The organism is Rosettibacter primus (assembly GCF_036860675.1).
Lineage (GTDB): Bacteria > Bacteroidota > Ignavibacteria > Ignavibacteriales > Melioribacteraceae > Rosettibacter > Rosettibacter primus.
Window position 1 is genome coordinate 122,429 of the sequence record NZ_JAYKGK010000007.1, and the last position, 15,266, is coordinate 137,694.

14 protein-coding genes are annotated in these 15,266 nt (G+C 29.2%); 10 read left to right on the top strand and 4 right to left on the bottom strand.

Annotation, left to right across the window (positions count from 1 at the left end):
* The first annotated feature begins 176 nt into the window (after positions 1-176).
* The 4 genes from VJY32_RS10205 to aroE all read left to right on the top strand — a co-directional run bounded on the left by VJY32_RS10205 (position 177) and on the right by aroE (position 6,127).
* Positions 177-2,225 carry an alpha-amylase family glycosyl hydrolase gene (locus VJY32_RS10205; protein WP_353677810.1) on the top strand — a complete coding sequence of 683 codons (2,049 nt, stop codon included), beginning with the start codon at positions 177-179 and terminating at the stop codon, positions 2,223-2,225.
* A 225-nt stretch (positions 2,226-2,450) separates the two neighbouring features.
* Positions 2,451-3,671, top strand: a complete 1,221-nt coding sequence (locus VJY32_RS10210) for a galactokinase (protein ID WP_353677811.1) — start codon at positions 2,451-2,453, stop codon at positions 3,669-3,671.
* A 147-nt stretch (positions 3,672-3,818) separates the two neighbouring features.
* Complete coding sequence (locus tag VJY32_RS10215; protein WP_353677812.1) at positions 3,819-5,240, top strand: tetratricopeptide repeat protein; 1,422 nt, start codon at positions 3,819-3,821, stop codon at positions 5,238-5,240.
* Between the two features lie 8 nt (positions 5,241-5,248).
* Positions 5,249-6,127 carry a shikimate dehydrogenase gene (gene aroE, locus VJY32_RS10220; RefSeq protein WP_353677813.1) on the top strand — a complete coding sequence of 293 codons (879 nt, stop codon included), beginning with the start codon at positions 5,249-5,251 and terminating at the stop codon, positions 6,125-6,127.
* Positions 6,128-6,167: 40 nt separating this feature from the next.
* Here the strand turns inward: aroE and VJY32_RS10225 are convergent, their stop codons facing one another.
* From VJY32_RS10225 to VJY32_RS10240, 4 genes are all read right to left on the bottom strand, one after another.
* Positions 6,168-7,067 carry an ABC transporter ATP-binding protein gene (locus VJY32_RS10225; RefSeq protein WP_353677814.1) on the bottom strand — a complete coding sequence of 300 codons (900 nt, stop codon included), beginning with the start codon at positions 7,065-7,067 and terminating at the stop codon, positions 6,168-6,170.
* Between the two features lie 150 nt (positions 7,068-7,217).
* Positions 7,218-8,216 carry an HlyD family secretion protein gene (locus tag VJY32_RS10230; protein WP_353677815.1) on the bottom strand — a complete coding sequence of 333 codons (999 nt, stop codon included), beginning with the start codon at positions 8,214-8,216 and terminating at the stop codon, positions 7,218-7,220.
* 1 nt (position 8,217) lies between these two features.
* Positions 8,218-8,853 (bottom strand): TetR/AcrR family transcriptional regulator, encoded by a 636-nt coding sequence (locus VJY32_RS10235; RefSeq protein WP_353677816.1) that lies wholly within the window; start codon positions 8,851-8,853, stop codon positions 8,218-8,220.
* A 79-nt stretch (positions 8,854-8,932) separates the two neighbouring features.
* Positions 8,933-9,550, bottom strand: a complete 618-nt coding sequence (locus VJY32_RS10240) for a class I SAM-dependent methyltransferase (RefSeq protein WP_353677817.1) — start codon at positions 9,548-9,550, stop codon at positions 8,933-8,935.
* Positions 9,551-9,623: 73 nt separating this feature from the next.
* Between VJY32_RS10240 and VJY32_RS10245 the strand changes: the two genes are divergently transcribed.
* The 6 genes from VJY32_RS10245 (at position 9,624) to VJY32_RS10270 (ending at position 15,148) form a co-directional block, all read left to right on the top strand.
* Complete coding sequence (locus VJY32_RS10245; protein ID WP_353677818.1) at positions 9,624-9,986, top strand: co-chaperone GroES; 363 nt, start codon at positions 9,624-9,626, stop codon at positions 9,984-9,986.
* A gap of 123 nt (positions 9,987-10,109) precedes the next feature.
* Positions 10,110-12,161 carry a prolyl oligopeptidase family serine peptidase gene (locus tag VJY32_RS10250; protein ID WP_353677819.1) on the top strand — a complete coding sequence of 684 codons (2,052 nt, stop codon included), beginning with the start codon at positions 10,110-10,112 and terminating at the stop codon, positions 12,159-12,161.
* A 2-nt stretch (positions 12,162-12,163) separates the two neighbouring features.
* Entirely contained in the window at positions 12,164-12,514 is a 351-nt protein-coding gene (locus VJY32_RS10255; protein ID WP_353677820.1) for a YkvA family protein, read from the top strand.
* 459 nt (positions 12,515-12,973) lie between these two features.
* Positions 12,974-13,348, top strand: a complete 375-nt coding sequence (locus VJY32_RS10260; RefSeq protein WP_353677821.1) for a hypothetical protein — start codon at positions 12,974-12,976, stop codon at positions 13,346-13,348.
* A gap of 85 nt (positions 13,349-13,433) precedes the next feature.
* Positions 13,434-14,567, top strand: a complete 1,134-nt coding sequence (locus VJY32_RS10265; protein WP_353677822.1) for a DUF4934 domain-containing protein — start codon at positions 13,434-13,436, stop codon at positions 14,565-14,567.
* A 176-nt stretch (positions 14,568-14,743) separates the two neighbouring features.
* Positions 14,744-15,148 carry a hypothetical protein gene (locus VJY32_RS10270; protein WP_353677823.1) on the top strand — a complete coding sequence of 135 codons (405 nt, stop codon included), beginning with the start codon at positions 14,744-14,746 and terminating at the stop codon, positions 15,146-15,148.
* Positions 15,149-15,266: the final 118 nt, after the last annotated feature.

Here is a 15,266-nt window from a genome sequence, read left to right on the forward strand (position 1 = left end):
GTTTTTATTATTATAATAAAAATTATGAAATTGATAATTATTAAAATGATTTAATTCGATTTAGAACGATATTAAATATGTTTTTAGTTTTTAAAATAATTTCATATTCTCACAAAATATTTTTTGAAATTTTACGATAATACCGTGTGGATTAATCTTCTTATAAAGGTGAATACTTGTTTGTAATAGATAAAGAAAATATAATCGAATCTTCTATACTGACTTTACAAAATAAACGTAAAGAATTAGATAAGTACTATTCAACAAAGAAGCTTGGTTCGTTTGTAGAAAATGGTAAAACATTTTTTAGACTTTTTGCACCGTCTGCAATTCAGGTGAGATTATGCATCTTTGAAAATCCAGAAGATAAAATTCATAAAGAATATTTCATGTCTAAAGATAACGATGGGGTCTGGGAAATTGAAATTGATTCAGAACTTAATAATAAATTTTATGGATATAAAGTTTATCATGAAGGAGAAGATTTAGCAAATTCTTACAAACCAATTTGCATTGACCCATATTCAAAAGCAGTTGCAACTTTTACATCATACTTTAATCCTCGAATTTCGATAATTGTTAAAGAAGAACCTTATGATTGGGAAGGAACTACATGGCAAAAAATTGATTGGAAAGATTTAATTATTTATGAAATGCATATTCGAGATATGACAGCTCACAAATCTTCGGGTGCAAAAAAATCAGGGACATATTCTGGATTAATTGAAAAAGGGATTAAAGGTGGTATTGACTACATTAAGTCACTTGGCGTCAATGCAGTTGAAATTATGCCTGTTCAGGAATTTGGTTATTGTGAGGCTCCATTTGGAAGACTGAAAGGAAATCTTTTAAACTCATGGAATCCTTATGAAAGAAATTATTGGGGTTATATGACAGCTGCATTCTTTGCTCCAGCTGCATATTATTCCGAAACCAAATTCAGATGGAATAAGTGGATTGGAAAAAGTGGAAAGCAGATAAATGAATTTAAAAATGTTGTCAAAGCTTTTCATAAAAATGGAATTGCTGTAATAATGGACGTAGTTTATAATCATCTTTCTGAATATGAACTTGGCAACTTAAAACAAATTGACAAAGAATATTACTTTCGACTCGATGAAAGTGGAAATTATATTTCTCATAGCGGCTGCGGAAATGATTTAAAAACAGAAAGACCCATGCTAAGAAGATTAATTCTTGATAGCATTTTATTCTGGATGAAAGAATATCATATTGACGGATTTCGTTTTGATTTAGGCACCTTGATTGATTGGGAAACAATTGAAATGATTAATCGTGAAGCAAGAAAAATTAATCCTGATGTTATATTAATTTCGGAAGCATGGGGTGGTGGATATAATCCGAAAGGATTTTCAGAAAAAAATTTTGCAGCATGGAATGACCAGATAAGAAATGGAATTAAAGGGGAAAATCCATTTTATGGATTAGGTTGGATTTTTGGTAAATGGTATGGCAATAATTCCCGGCAAAGAATAAAGAGTTATGTTAATGGAACATTAGTAAAAGATGAACATGGTATTTTTTATAAAAAAGAACATTCAGTAAATTATCTAGAATCTCATGATGGTTATACACTTGGAGATTTTATAAGAATAGCAGACAATAAATTCCCTCCCGATAAAGTTATTAACAATGTAAATAAATTTGTAAAACTAACCCCCCGACAAATGAAGTTAAATAAACTTGCAGCTTTATTTCTCTTTACCTCTCAAGGAATTGTTATGATTCATGAGGGACAGGAATTTGCTCGCACAAAAATTATCTCATCTAAGACCAAATATAATGATTCACATAAAGGTCAAATTGATTACAATTCTTATAACAAAGATAATGCAACCAACTATTTGAATTATCATCATCGAGATATTAACATAGAATTATTTAATTACTACAAAGGACTGATAAAACTAAGAAATACTTATTCAGCTTTTAGGAGAGCTGATTATAATGACATATCATTTTATGACCATTATGAAAGTGAATTTGGCTTTTGTTACTTATTAAAAAGTGAAGATGATATCTTTATGGTGCTTTTTAATGCAGAACAGGATAAGAATCTTGAATTTCCTCTCCCTAATGGTGCCTGGGAAGTTCTTGTTGATAAAGAGTCTGCAGGTATAAAACCCCTATATAAAATTTCTAAGAAAATAATTTTAGAACCAATAACTGGTGCAGTTTTAAAACAAATAAAAACTCATTTCTAAACTACACTTGAATTAAAAATTGTTTTGTGAAATTAAATAACCCACTAATAATTCACGATTGTTATTTAATTTAAATTCAAGCATTCATTCCTGATTTAATATACTTTTTTGTAAATTTGCAGAAAAATTATAGTAATTTCTGTTTTACGTTTATAAAATACTGTTTATTGAAGTGTTTAATAAGACAAAAATATTCTTTGCTCTATAAAGTCTAAAAGGTGGATAATGAAAATATTTGATGAGTACAATACTTCAGAACAGATTTTTGAAAAGACATTGCTGGTCAAATCAAAATTTGAAGAAGCTTTTGGAGATTCCAGCAACTCTGCCATAACAGTTACACCAGTAAGTATGATTCTTCTTGGAGACCACACTCATTACAATGATGGTATATTGTTATCAACAGCACTGAATAAATATACTATTGTTGTTTTAAGAAAAAGGAAAGATAATTATGTAAATATTATTAATTTAGAAAATGACAGAAAGATTGAATTTGCTCTTAATAATATTCCTGATGAACAAAATATAGATTTTAAATATCATGTTGGATTAATAAAAATTTTTAAGAAGGATAATCTGATTCAAAATGGGTTTGATTGTGTTTATTCATCAGAAGTGCCTGAATGCATGGGAATAGGGAAATATGCTTCACTTCAGACTGGATTTGTATCTGCATTAAAAAAAGCTTTGCGATTAAAGCTGAGCATTGACGAATTGGTGAATTTAGTTTATCAGAATGATTTAAATATTATTGGCAAGATTTCTAACAAAACCCATTATTACACTTCCCTGTTATCAAAAAAGAATAAATTCTTTTTTTACGATTTACGTTCAAAGGAATACAATACAATTCCTGTTAAAAATAACTTTGAAGTCGTTGTAATTGATACAGGTGAAAGAATATATGAGTCGTTAAAGATTTGCAATGAAAGAATAGAAGAATGTGAAGTTGGTGTAAAAGGGTTAAGACTTTATATATGGGGAATTAAAAATCTGCGTGATGTTGGATTAGATTTTTTAATTAAACATTATCATATGCTTCCAAGAAAAATTTTTAATCGTGTTCTTTACAATGTAAAAGAAAGAGAACGAGTTGAAAAAGCAGTTGCCAGTCTTAAAGAAAATTCATTTGATGAATTCGGAAAATGTATTGTAGAATCTCACTGGAGTATGTCTAAAGATTATGAACTGAGCTGCGATTACTGCGATTATATTGTTTCAAAAGCAACAGAAAATGAATGTGTAATTGGTTCTAAAATTATAAGTTGTAATTCTCTGCGTAGCACCTATCATATTGTCAAAAAAGATTGTTCTGAAAATTTTATAAATTATATACAATATTTATTCAAAGAAAAATTTGGACGAGACTTAGTTGTTTATAAACTTAATTTTACAGATGGATTGAAAGAATTCTCTTCCAGAAAGTTCGAAAAGGTGCTTTAACTTTCAGTATAAAAATTTTTCCACACCAAAGTAACCAGAACGATGTAAAATTATTGTCTATTGTATAACAAATTTTATATCACAAAATCAACTTGATTTTAATATACCTTAATAATACATTTTCCATCGAATTTCTTAGGAGTATAAATGAATTTTTCAGAAGAATATTTTGATGACTATAACTCGTATATAAGTGAAGAAGAAATTAAATCAAAAATTGATTTATGCCGGAATTATATTGATAATGGCCAGATACTTTCAAATCTTGATTTAATAGAAGATACGATTCAACTTTGTCTTGAATATGATTACATTGAAGATGGATTATATTTAACAGATGCAGTACTGCAAGTTGCACCATATAATTCTGACACATGGCAGTTTAAAGGTATTTTCTTAAATAACTCTTTTGACTTTGAAGAAGCTTATAAATGTTTTCAGAAAGCTCTTTCATTAAATCCAAATGATGTAGATTCATATATCAATATTTCTATTGCAGAAGATAATCTTGGAATGTTTGAAGAGGCAATTGAATCACTAAACAAAGCTTTAATAATAGAACCAAATAACGAAGAAACTCTATATAGTCTTGGACTTTTATACGAACGAAAAGAAAGGTTTGAAGAAGCAATATCTAATTTTAAGAGGGCACTTGAAATCGACCCATCATTTGCAGAAGCATGGTATGAATTAGGATATTGCTATGAGAACTCAGATAAACTTGAAGAAGCTTTAAAAGCTTATGAAATTTATCTTGATTATGAACCTGATAGTTATACGGCATGGTATAACAAAGGAATTGTTCATTTAAGATTGGAAGAATGGAAAAAAGCAATTGATGCTTTTGAATTTTCAATTGCACTTAAAGAAGATTTTTCAAGTTCCTGGTTCAACTGCGGTTATGCATATTTTAAGTTAGGTAAATTTAATGATGCACTAAATGCTTATAAAAAAGCTTATGAATTAGATCGTGATGACGAAACGATTCTTTTTAATATGGGGCAAACTTATGAGGAGATTGGTTCATTCCACAATGCAATTAAATGTTACAATGAAGCTATAAGATTGGACCCGGAATATTACGAAGCTTATTTAGCTCGTGGTTATTGTTATGATTCAATTGGAAAATACCAGCTTGCACTAAAAGATTTTAACACTGCAATTTCTTTAACATCAAATCCAGAAGATGCCTGGTATGCTAAAGCAGATTTGGAATATTCGCTTGGTAAACTTCAGGATTCGGTTGAAAGCTACAAAAAAGCAATCGAGATAAATCCGGATAACTTTAGTGCATGGTTCAAATTGGCAGAAACATATTTTGAAATGGGAAGATGGGTTGAATCATTAAATGCATACGATGAATGTTTGAGATTGAAACCTGATTATGCAGGTATTTACTACAACAAAGCCAAAATAAATTTTCTTTTAAGTCATACACAACAAGCAATCGATTGTTTGAAAAAAGCCTTTGAGCTTGACCCGGACATAAAGAATGAGTTTACAAAAGATTATCCTGATGTAAAATCTTCAAAACTTTTTGTAAAACTGCTCGAAGAAAATAAATCTTGAAGATTGCCATGCAAATTCAAAATAAATTTAATCACAATACTAAAATTGTTGGAGTAATTGGTCATCCAATCAAGCATTCTTATTCTCCGTTAATGCACAACATTGCTTTTGAATTATCCGGCTTAAATTATATTTATCTTCCATTTGATGTTCCGCCATCAGCATTAAAAGATTCACTTAAAGGAATGATTGCACTCGGAATAAAAGGTTTTAATGTTACAATCCCACTTAAAGAAAAAGTATTGCCATTTCTTAAAGATATTTCGGAAGAAGCAGGTATTATTGGTGCTGTCAATACAATTGTAAATGATGATGGAATTTTAAGAGGTTATAATACTGATGTACTTGGTGTTACAGAATCATTGCTTCCTTTCAAAGATGAACTTCAGGGAGCTACTGTTACGGTTATTGGGGCAGGTGGAGCATCAAGAAGTGTTATTTATTCATTAATTCGCAACTTTAAAGTAGAAAGAATAAACATTGTAAATAGAACAGAGCAATTGGCTGAATCTCTAAAAGAATATTTTTCTACTAAGATGATTTTTTCAAATATCAAATCTTATCCGCTTGTTCCCCCGGACTTAATTGATGTTTTCAGAAATTCTAAATTAATTGTTAATACTACTTCGATTGGAATGTATCCCGATGTTGATGATGCTGCTACTACAATTTTAGAATCGTTTACAAAAGACCAGATTGTGTTTGACGTAGTTTATACCCCAATTAAAACAAAATTACTTAAACTTGCTGAATCTCAAGGTGCAAGAATTATTACTGGATTGAAAATGTTTGTAGAGCAGGGAGCTAAGTCTTACGAAATCTGGACAGGAGAACAAATGCCAAAAGAAAAAGTTTATAAAGCTCTCGAATCTTATCTTCTAAGCTAAGTATTATTTTATCATTTCTAATTGTTGATTAATTCATCAATTATTTAATTAAATGCATAAAAATATTTTCCAGCGAAGGAACAGTAATTCTTGAATCAATAATTTCAATAGAATTTTCTGTAAGTAAACTTATTAAATCTTTATAATTATAAGAAATATCTGTCATTATATTTATCCTATCACCAAAAAGCTGAGCCTCGTAATTGGTTTTTTCTTTTAATATGCCGTAAGCCTTTCTTGCGGGACTGCATACAATTTCAATTACTTGTTTATTTATTTTTTCTTTTAATTTATTTGGCTGGTCAAGTGCAATTATTTCTCCTTTGTTCATCATTGCAATTCTATGACATCTTTCTGCTTCGTCGAGATATGGAGTTGTCATAAAAATTGTAATTCCCTCTTTAAGAAGCTGAGATAGTATTTTCCAGAAATCACGCCTTGAGACAGGGTCAACGCCTGTTGTTGGTTCATCTAAAAATAAAATTTGCGGCTTATGAATTAAACTGCATGCAAGTGCAAGTTTTTGTTTCATTCCGCCAGATAAGTGTTCTGCAAGTCTATTACGAAAACTTTTTAATCGGGTAAATTCTAATAATTCATCTCTTCTTTTTTGATAATTAAGAACATTATGAATCTCAGCAAAAAATTCAATGTTTTCATCTACAGTTAAGTCACCATAAAGACTGAATCTTTGTGAAAGATATCCAATGTTGTTCTGAATTTCTTTTTTATCTTTTAATATATTTTTTCCAAGTAAATTAACTTCTCCATCATCGGGTTTAATTAATCCGCACATTATTCTGATAGTGGTAGTTTTTCCTGCTCCATCTGGGCCAACTAAACCAAACATTTCTCCTTTCTCTACTGTAAGACTTATTCCATTTACAGCTTTAATATTTCCGTAAGATTTATATAAGTTTTTTATTATGATCGGATTCATTAATACTTTTTACAAATTAAATGTTATCTAAAATTTTGTTTTTGGTTTTGAAGTTTTCTAAAATTTAGAATTTTTTTGAACCATGAATTTAAGTGAAATTCAATTACTCTTAATCAATCGGCGTTACAGAATTTTTTTATGTTCAATGACTTAGAATTTTATAACGGCATCTGCCGGCATCCCTGCTTTTAATTCAAAATTAGGATTGGGAATTTTTATCTTTACTTCAAAAACGAGTTTAGTTCTTTCATCTTTTGTTTGAATATTCTTTGGTGTGAATTCTGCTTCGGGAGAAATATAAATTACTGTTCCTTCATAAACTTTATCTTTGAAAGAATCAATACTGACCTCTGCTTTCTGTCCAGGTTTTATTTTTCCTAAGTCTATCTCCGAAACATAAATTGATAATTTTACTTCTGTCAAATCAGAAATTTTAACAAGCGATGACATCATGGATACTGTTTCACCTATTTCAACAAATTTTTTTACAACAAATCCATTAATTGGTGAAGTAACAAAACAATCACGTATACTTTTTTTTATTAATTCTACAGAAGCTTCTGCTTTTTCATAATTTGCTTTTGCTTGTGCAATTTCTTCGGGTCGAGCATAATTTTTTATTTTGTTATATAATTCTTTTGCAGAATTTAATTGCGCAAGAGCAACTTCATAACGAGTTAATGCTTCTTCATATTGTCTTCTGTTTATTGAGTTTGTTTGATACAAATTTTCCATTCTGTCTTTATCATTTTTAGCAAGAATAAAATTTGCCTCGGCTTGTTTTAATGATTCTTCAACCTGTTTGATATCTTCCTTACGAGCTCCTTTTACCAATAAATCATATTGTGCTTTTGCTATGTCACGATTTGCAATTGCCTGCTTTAACTGGATTAATAATGTTTCTTGATCAATTATTAAAATTGTATCACCTGCAGAAACTTTGTCGCCCTCATCTTTGAGTATTTTTATTACTTTACCAGCAACCTGAGAACTTATTACAATTTCTGTAGCTTCAATAGTGCCGGATTCTTCAATATAATTTTGATTATCGTTATTACAGCTATTGAAAATTAGAATCACAAATAACAGAAAAAGTAATTTTATTTTATTGTGTCGAGTGTTAAAAAGACAATTCTTATTCGAAATCATATTAAACCTTCTTTTTATTAATTGAAAGCTTGTTATTATTCTTTAAAAGTTTGTTGTAAATTTTTTTGCCTTTCTCTGTTAGTATTCCATTAATCAATATTTTTAATGTGGAATTAATTGCTTCATTTATTGAAAAGTTGTTGTTCATTATGAAATCGGGGTTTATTACTGATTGTATTGCACTCATAAAAACATTAATAATTATTTGATGCGGCACATTAATGATATATCCTTCCTTAATGCCCTGAGAAAAAATTATTGAAATATTTTTGTATAAAAGTTTTTGTCTGAATGAATCAATTTCTTTCCACAAAGAAGGCATGTGTATTCTGATATCACCAAGCCAGCGGTCACTCATCCTGCTGATGCCAATATCTTTTAATATATTGATGATTGAAACAATTTTTTCAATTGAATGGAGATTGCTATTTACTACTGTTTCAATTTCTTTTTTAATTTGCCGCATAAAAGAATAAGCAGTTGACTTAACAAGCTCTTCTTTTGAAGGGAAATGTTTGTAAATAGTTTTTTTGCTCATTCTTAAAGAAGAGGCAAATTCATCCATGCTGATTTTGTAAAACCCATTGTTGAAAAATATTTCACGAGCATGGATTAATATTTTCTCTTTATCATTCATGAGCAAAAAATATCTTTTAACTAAATATATGCAATGGGAAACTAAGAAGTCAAATATTAGTTTCCGCAGTTTTCAATTATTAGGAATTATTATCGGGGGAATTGGGCTTAATTCCAACGAATCTAATTACAACAGCTTCTCCATTATGAGCAATACCCTCGTTTAAGTAAATTTTTTCTTTTGCAAAAATTTCGAAATCAAGCTCAATGAAATCTTCTGTAACTTCCTCGAGTGAATATAGAAGTAATTCGTCTTTAGGTCCGCCAGAGTTATATTTCAACTGTTCTTTTTCAAATACTTCAAGGATTAATCTGCCCGAAGGTTTAAGAGCATTTATAATTCTTCTGTGAACAGATTTTCTGATGTTTTCTTCAAGGTGTAAATAAAAAATTCCCGCTGCATCGTAATGATTTGAATCAGGAATGAATTCTGATATGTCACTAATTATGTAATTGATTTTAACATTATTTTCATCTGCCAATTTAAGAGCTTTTTTTCTTGCCTCATCGCTAAAATCAACAGCATCAACTTCCCAGCCAAGTTTTGCTGCATAAACAGCATTTCTTCCCTCGCCTTCTCCAAGAAATAAAATTTTTCCAGGGGAAATTTTTTGCAGCTCTTGTTTCAAAAATTCATTTGGTTCTTTGCCATAAATGTATTCATTAATTGAGTATCGTTTATTCCATAGTTCTTTCATTCTGTATTTACCTTGTTTGATGCTCTGAACTAAGTTTTATATTTTTGCATATGAAATATAATAGAAGTTAACATTGATTAACACAGATAAAATAATAATAGTTGGCGACCGTGTTTTAATTAAACCAGAAGAAAATCTTGAAAGAACAAACAGCGGTCTTTATTTGCCTCCCGGTGTTCATGAAAAAGAAAAAGTTCAAGGAGGATATGTAATTAAAGTAGGTCCGGGTTATCCTATCGGTATTCCAGTTGATGACGATGAACCATGGAAAGAACGAAAATCAATAAAATATTTCCCACTTCAGGCAAAAGAAGGAGATTTTGCATTATTTCTTCGTAAAGATGCAATTGAAGTAGAAATTGAAAAACAAAAATTTGTAATTGTTAATCAATCTGCTATTCTTTTACTCTACAGAGACGAAGAACTTTTGAGTTAATATTATTTCACTGAAATTTATCAAGGATTTAAATCTAATTTCCAAATACTCATCAAATTCTTATTTCAATTCCAGCCATCTTTTTATAATTTTATTGTAAAGAAAAATAACCTCGGGGTAATGATGAAAGCTTTATTTAAAAATCTGCTGCTTATAGTTTTATTTATAAGTTTTATCACTGGAGAATTTGCTGCTCAGCAAAAAAGAGCAATGACCCCTGAAGACCTCTGGGCAATGAAAAGAATTGGAAATTTTGATTTATCACCAGACGGCAAAACAATTGCTTTTACTGTTACTGTTTATGACATCGAGAAAAATAAAGGGAACTCAGATATCTGGCTTATTGATACAGATGGTAAAAATTTAAGACCGCTAAAAACTTCTGAAGAAAATGAAAGTAATCCTAAATTTTCTTCCGATGGTAAATTCATTGCATACGAATATAAAGATAATATCTGGCTTTGTGATTTAAATGGACAAAATGATGTTCAGCTTACAAATTTATATACTGGAGCATCTGGATTAGTGTGGTCTAAAGATGGCAGTAAAATTTTGTTTATCTCGGAAGTCTATCCCGATTGCAACGACCAGAATTGTAATGAACAAAAAGATAAGGAAAAAGAACAGAGCAAAGTAAAAGCTAAGATTATTACAGAACTTATGTTTCGTGCATGGAACAGATGGCGTGATGAAAAAAGAAGTCATCTTTTTCTTTATGATATTCAAAAAAAAGAATATTATGATTTATTGTTAAATACAAAATTTGATGTGCCTCCAATTGATTTGGGAAGCAGTCAGGATTATACTTTTTCTCCTGATGGAAAAGAAATTGCTTTTGTGATGAATACAGATAAAGTTGTAGCAACAAGTACAAATAACGATGTATTTATCATTAACATTTCTGATATAAAAAGTGGTAAGCCGGCACCTTACAAAAAAATTTCAAAAAGTTTAGGAAATGATAATCAGCCTGTTTATTCTCCCGATGGAAAATATATTGCATTTCGTTCTATGGCTCGTGCAGGATTTGAAGCAGACAAACAGGATATAATTTTGTATAACAGAACAACAGGCATTTTAAGAAACTTAACTGAAAAATTAGATTTATCAGTTGGCCAGATTCTCTGGTCGCCAGACAGCAAATACATTTACTTCGATGCAGCAAATCAAATTTACAACTCAATTTATAGAATTAATGTTGAAACAGGTGATTTATTATTGTTTGTTAAAGATGGTGTGAATGATGATATGATTATGTCAAATGATGGTCAGTATATTTATTTCAAAAGACAGAAAACAACAATGCCTTCAGAAATTTTTTCATTAAAAACAAATGGCGGCGGAATCGAACAGATAACAAAATTAAATAATGATTTACTTTCACAAATTAAATTCAATGATATAGAAACATTCTGGTGTGAAGGTGCTAACGGTACAAAGGTTCAATCGATTTTGATTAAACCGCCATTCTTTGATCTAAATAAAAAATATCCAATGATTTTCTTAATTCACGGAGGACCGCAAGGGCATTGGTCTGATGATTTTCATTATCGATGGAATTTACAAATGTTTGCAGCTAAAGGATATGTTGTTGTTGCACCGAATCCAAGAGGCAGCACAGGCTATGGACAAAAATTTGTCGATGAAATTTCCGGTGACTGGGGCGGCAAAGTTTATATCGATTTAATGAATGCTTGTGATTATTCAATTGACAATTTCAAATTTATTGATTCTAAAAATGTATTTGCTGCTGGAGCTTCTTACGGCGGTTACATGATTAATTGGATTTTAGGTCATACTGACCGGTTCAATGCTTTAGTTTCACATGCCGGTGTTTATAATTTAGAAAGCATGTATGGAACAACAGAAGAATTGTGGTTTCCTGAGTGGGAATTCAAAGGAACTCCATGGCAAAACAGAGCATTGTATGAATTGTGGTCACCTCATCGTTATGCAGATAATTTTAAGACGCCGACATTGGTAATTCATGGAGCAAATGATTTTAGAGTGCCCGAAGGACAGGCGTTTGAACTTTTTACAACTTTGCAACGAAAAGGTGTGCCGAGTAAACTTCTTTATTTTCCGGATGAATACCATTTTGTAACCAAGCCGCAAAATTCTATTTTGTGGTGGAATACAATTTTTGATTGGTTCGAAAATTATAAGGAGAAATAAATATGTCGTACGAATTCTATGACAGAGACCTTAAAGAGCTAAGCACAGTAAGTTCAGAAAAAGAATTTGAAGAAAAGTCAAATTACATCGAAGAAAATTTGTGGACAAAATTAGAGCGTGTAGGAAACAAAATTCGTTTTGCTAAAGACATTAAAGCACTCTACAGATATATGAAAGATAAGAGTGTTGCATGGTACCGGAAATCAATTGTTATAGGTGCATTAATTTATTTCATAACACCAATTGATGCTATACCAGATTTAGCACCGCTTATTGGTTATCTTGATGACTTAGGTGTTATAACAGCAGTAATAAAATTTCTCGGGCATGAGTTAATGCAGTATTATGAATAAAATTTAATATGTAAGTATTGAGTTAAACTACTTTGGTGTTAGAAAAATTCTGTTTTAGAATTTATCTTGATAAAGCATATAAAAAATTTATGCTTGATAAAAAATTTTCTTGACATTTTGCCCCCCCATTATATTTGTAACAAAATTGTTAATGTATAGTTAGAGGGAGCTATATAATGACAATATCAAAGGGCAAGCACTTCTGTAAATATAAGTTAGTCAGAAAATATAATTGTGAGCTTGTTTCATTTCTTATAATCCTAAAGATTTGATAGCTGTTGTATAAGTTAACCTGTTAGAATGGGGATAACTAATCATAGGATTATTTTTGAGGTATAAAATTGTAATAAATATATTGATAATTGTTTTTATTTCTGTATACAATAAATTCGAAAATAAACTTCCCCTTTTATAAGAGGGAAGCTAGTATAAATAAGAATGAAATAAATGGAGGGGCATATGAAAAAACTATTTTTTTTATCAGCATCAGTAATAATTAACTCAAAAATAGTAAAATTTCTTGCTCTTACTTTGTTTTTGTTCCTTATTTTGTTTAATGTAAACTTACTAATAGAAGAAAATGGTTGGAGTATTAAAGTTGTAAACGAACTATTTGCATTACCAGAAAATGATGGTAGCGGAAATAATGGAGGAGGTGGTAGTACAATTTATTATTATAGGTTAGATCCGACTTGTCTTAAACAAACAAGAGTTACTTACACTTTTGTGCCTTGGCCACCTTTTTATGAACAAGTAGTAGAATTTATTTATGGAACAATGACAAGATGCATTGTAGGCGGCAACGAATTATGTTCCCCTTCTAGCTGTCATTAAATTAATGTTCGGGGAGGTTTTCTATAAGATTTTTTACAAAACTTATAGTAAACCTCCTATGGTTTTATAAAAAAAGTTAGAATTTATGAAAAGCTTATATAAATATTTCATACTTTTTTTAATAATTACTTCATGTGGACCAAAAGAAAAAGCCTCAAACTCTTTATCTATTTATTTCAAGCTCAATAATGAAATTATTAAACTGAGTGATATTTCAACTGTCTATGACATAATTAAATTGAAAGATGATTCCTCAAATGTAATTGGCAATGTAGATAAATTGATTTGCAGAAATGGAAAAATTTATACCTTAGATTCATATGGTTCTAAGTCGATTTTTGTATTTGATGAAACAGGTGAATTAATACTAAAAATAAATAATGTAGGGAAAGGTCCTGGTGAGTATTTATATCCTAATGACTTTGATATAAATGATTATAATGGAGAAATTCATGTACTCGATACAAATCACAGGAAGTTAATAGTTTATAATAAAAAAGGTGTTTATGTAAGAGAGATACACATAAAATTCTCGCCTTTTTCTTTTGCTGTAACAAATGATGGGAAATACATTTTTTCTTTAGGGAATTATCCCAATGATAATTTGAAAAAAATTATTATTACCGATTCAAATGGGAACATAATTAAATATTCGGAAAAAGTTCATATTAACTCAGAATTTAAAAATCTTATGCTGGGAGAACAAAAGGAAATACATCATATCAATAATAAAATATACATTACTCCCTCACAACAAAATAAAGTATATATTTATGCTCAAGATGAAGTAGCTGAGAAATATACACTTGATTTCGGAAAGTATAATTTACCTAAAGAAATTTTTCCTGATGATTTTTCTCGAGAAGATAAAATTAAAAAGTTGATGACTTCTAATTATATATACTTTATTTCAAATTACTGTGAAACTGATAATTATTTGTTATTTACATCGATAGTTAATAATAAGTTAATTTATTTTCTTTATAATAAACATGATAATGTCACATTTTGTACAAGTAAAATTGTTGATGACATACTTAATATCGGGTTTACAAACTGTTTTACAACGGATAATAATTTTATTTATGGGATATTTGATAGTTATCATATAGAATTAGTTAAACCATATATTAAAAATGCCAAACTAAAAGCTATTATCAAAAAGATGAATTCTTTTTCTAATCCAATAGTAATAAAGTATAAACTTAAGAATGAATAAAAGGATTTTCTTAATATTGTTTATATTTTTAATAATAATATCAATTACTCTAATTAATATAATAAGAATTTTATCAGTAAAAAGTACTAATATGAAACGAATATTTTAAAAAGTATACAGAATATGCAGTTGAAAATTCACTGAAAATTAATGGTACAAAACTTCATAATTTGCAATTGTTGGATATAAATGGGAAAAAGATTACGATTAGTAGCATTTTAAGGAAAAGTGAAAAATTAGTTTTTCGATATACATCATTAAATTGTCAAATATGTGTTGACAGTGAAATAGTTCGTCTAAAAGATTTAGGTGAAAAAATAGGCAAAGATAAAATAATAATAATTACTTCTTATTCTGGCATAAAAAATTTCTATAATTTTCATAAAATAAATAAACTATATAACTACAATATTTATTTTATTCCGATAGATTCTAAACTTTTTCCAGGGGAAGACAATACACCTTATGTTTTCATATTGGATACAAATAGAGTAGTTAAATATTCTTTTTTCCCAAATAAAGAATTCCCAAAATATACAGTAATATTTTATAGAATTTTGTATCGATACTTTTCTAATTAGAAGAAGGTTAAAGTTTTTTAGATATTATAAGAAAAATTCTTGCTAAAACTATTCTTATTTATATTAGTATTAAAAGCTTACTTTTTTTAATTAAATGAATATTGATAATAAATAATTT

Bases quoted from the DNA above. Each gene is read 5' to 3' on its own strand.
- VJY32_RS10225 (WP_353677814.1), bottom strand. From the start codon at position 7,067: ATGAATCCGATCATAATAAAAAACTTATATAAATCTTACGGAAATATT.
- VJY32_RS10240 (WP_353677817.1), bottom strand. From the start codon at position 9,550: ATGAAAGAACTATGGAATAAACGATACTCAATTAATGAATACATTTAT.
- VJY32_RS10235 (WP_353677816.1), bottom strand. From the start codon at position 8,853: ATGAATGATAAAGAGAAAATATTAATCCATGCTCGTGAAATATTTTTC.
- VJY32_RS10210 (WP_353677811.1), top strand. From the start codon at position 2,451: ATGAAAATATTTGATGAGTACAATACTTCAGAACAGATTTTTGAAAAG.
- aroE (WP_353677813.1), top strand. From the start codon at position 5,249: ATGCAAATTCAAAATAAATTTAATCACAATACTAAAATTGTTGGAGTA.
- VJY32_RS10230 (WP_353677815.1), bottom strand. From the start codon at position 8,216: ATGATTTCGAATAAGAATTGTCTTTTTAACACTCGACACAATAAAATA.
- VJY32_RS10265 (WP_353677822.1), top strand. From the start codon at position 13,434: ATGAAAAGCTTATATAAATATTTCATACTTTTTTTAATAATTACTTCA.
- VJY32_RS10260 (WP_353677821.1), top strand. From the start codon at position 12,974: ATGAAAAAACTATTTTTTTTATCAGCATCAGTAATAATTAACTCAAAA.
- VJY32_RS10215 (WP_353677812.1), top strand. From the start codon at position 3,819: ATGAATTTTTCAGAAGAATATTTTGATGACTATAACTCGTATATAAGT.
- VJY32_RS10250 (WP_353677819.1), top strand. From the start codon at position 10,110: ATGAAAGCTTTATTTAAAAATCTGCTGCTTATAGTTTTATTTATAAGT.
- VJY32_RS10255 (WP_353677820.1), top strand. From the start codon at position 12,164: ATGTCGTACGAATTCTATGACAGAGACCTTAAAGAGCTAAGCACAGTA.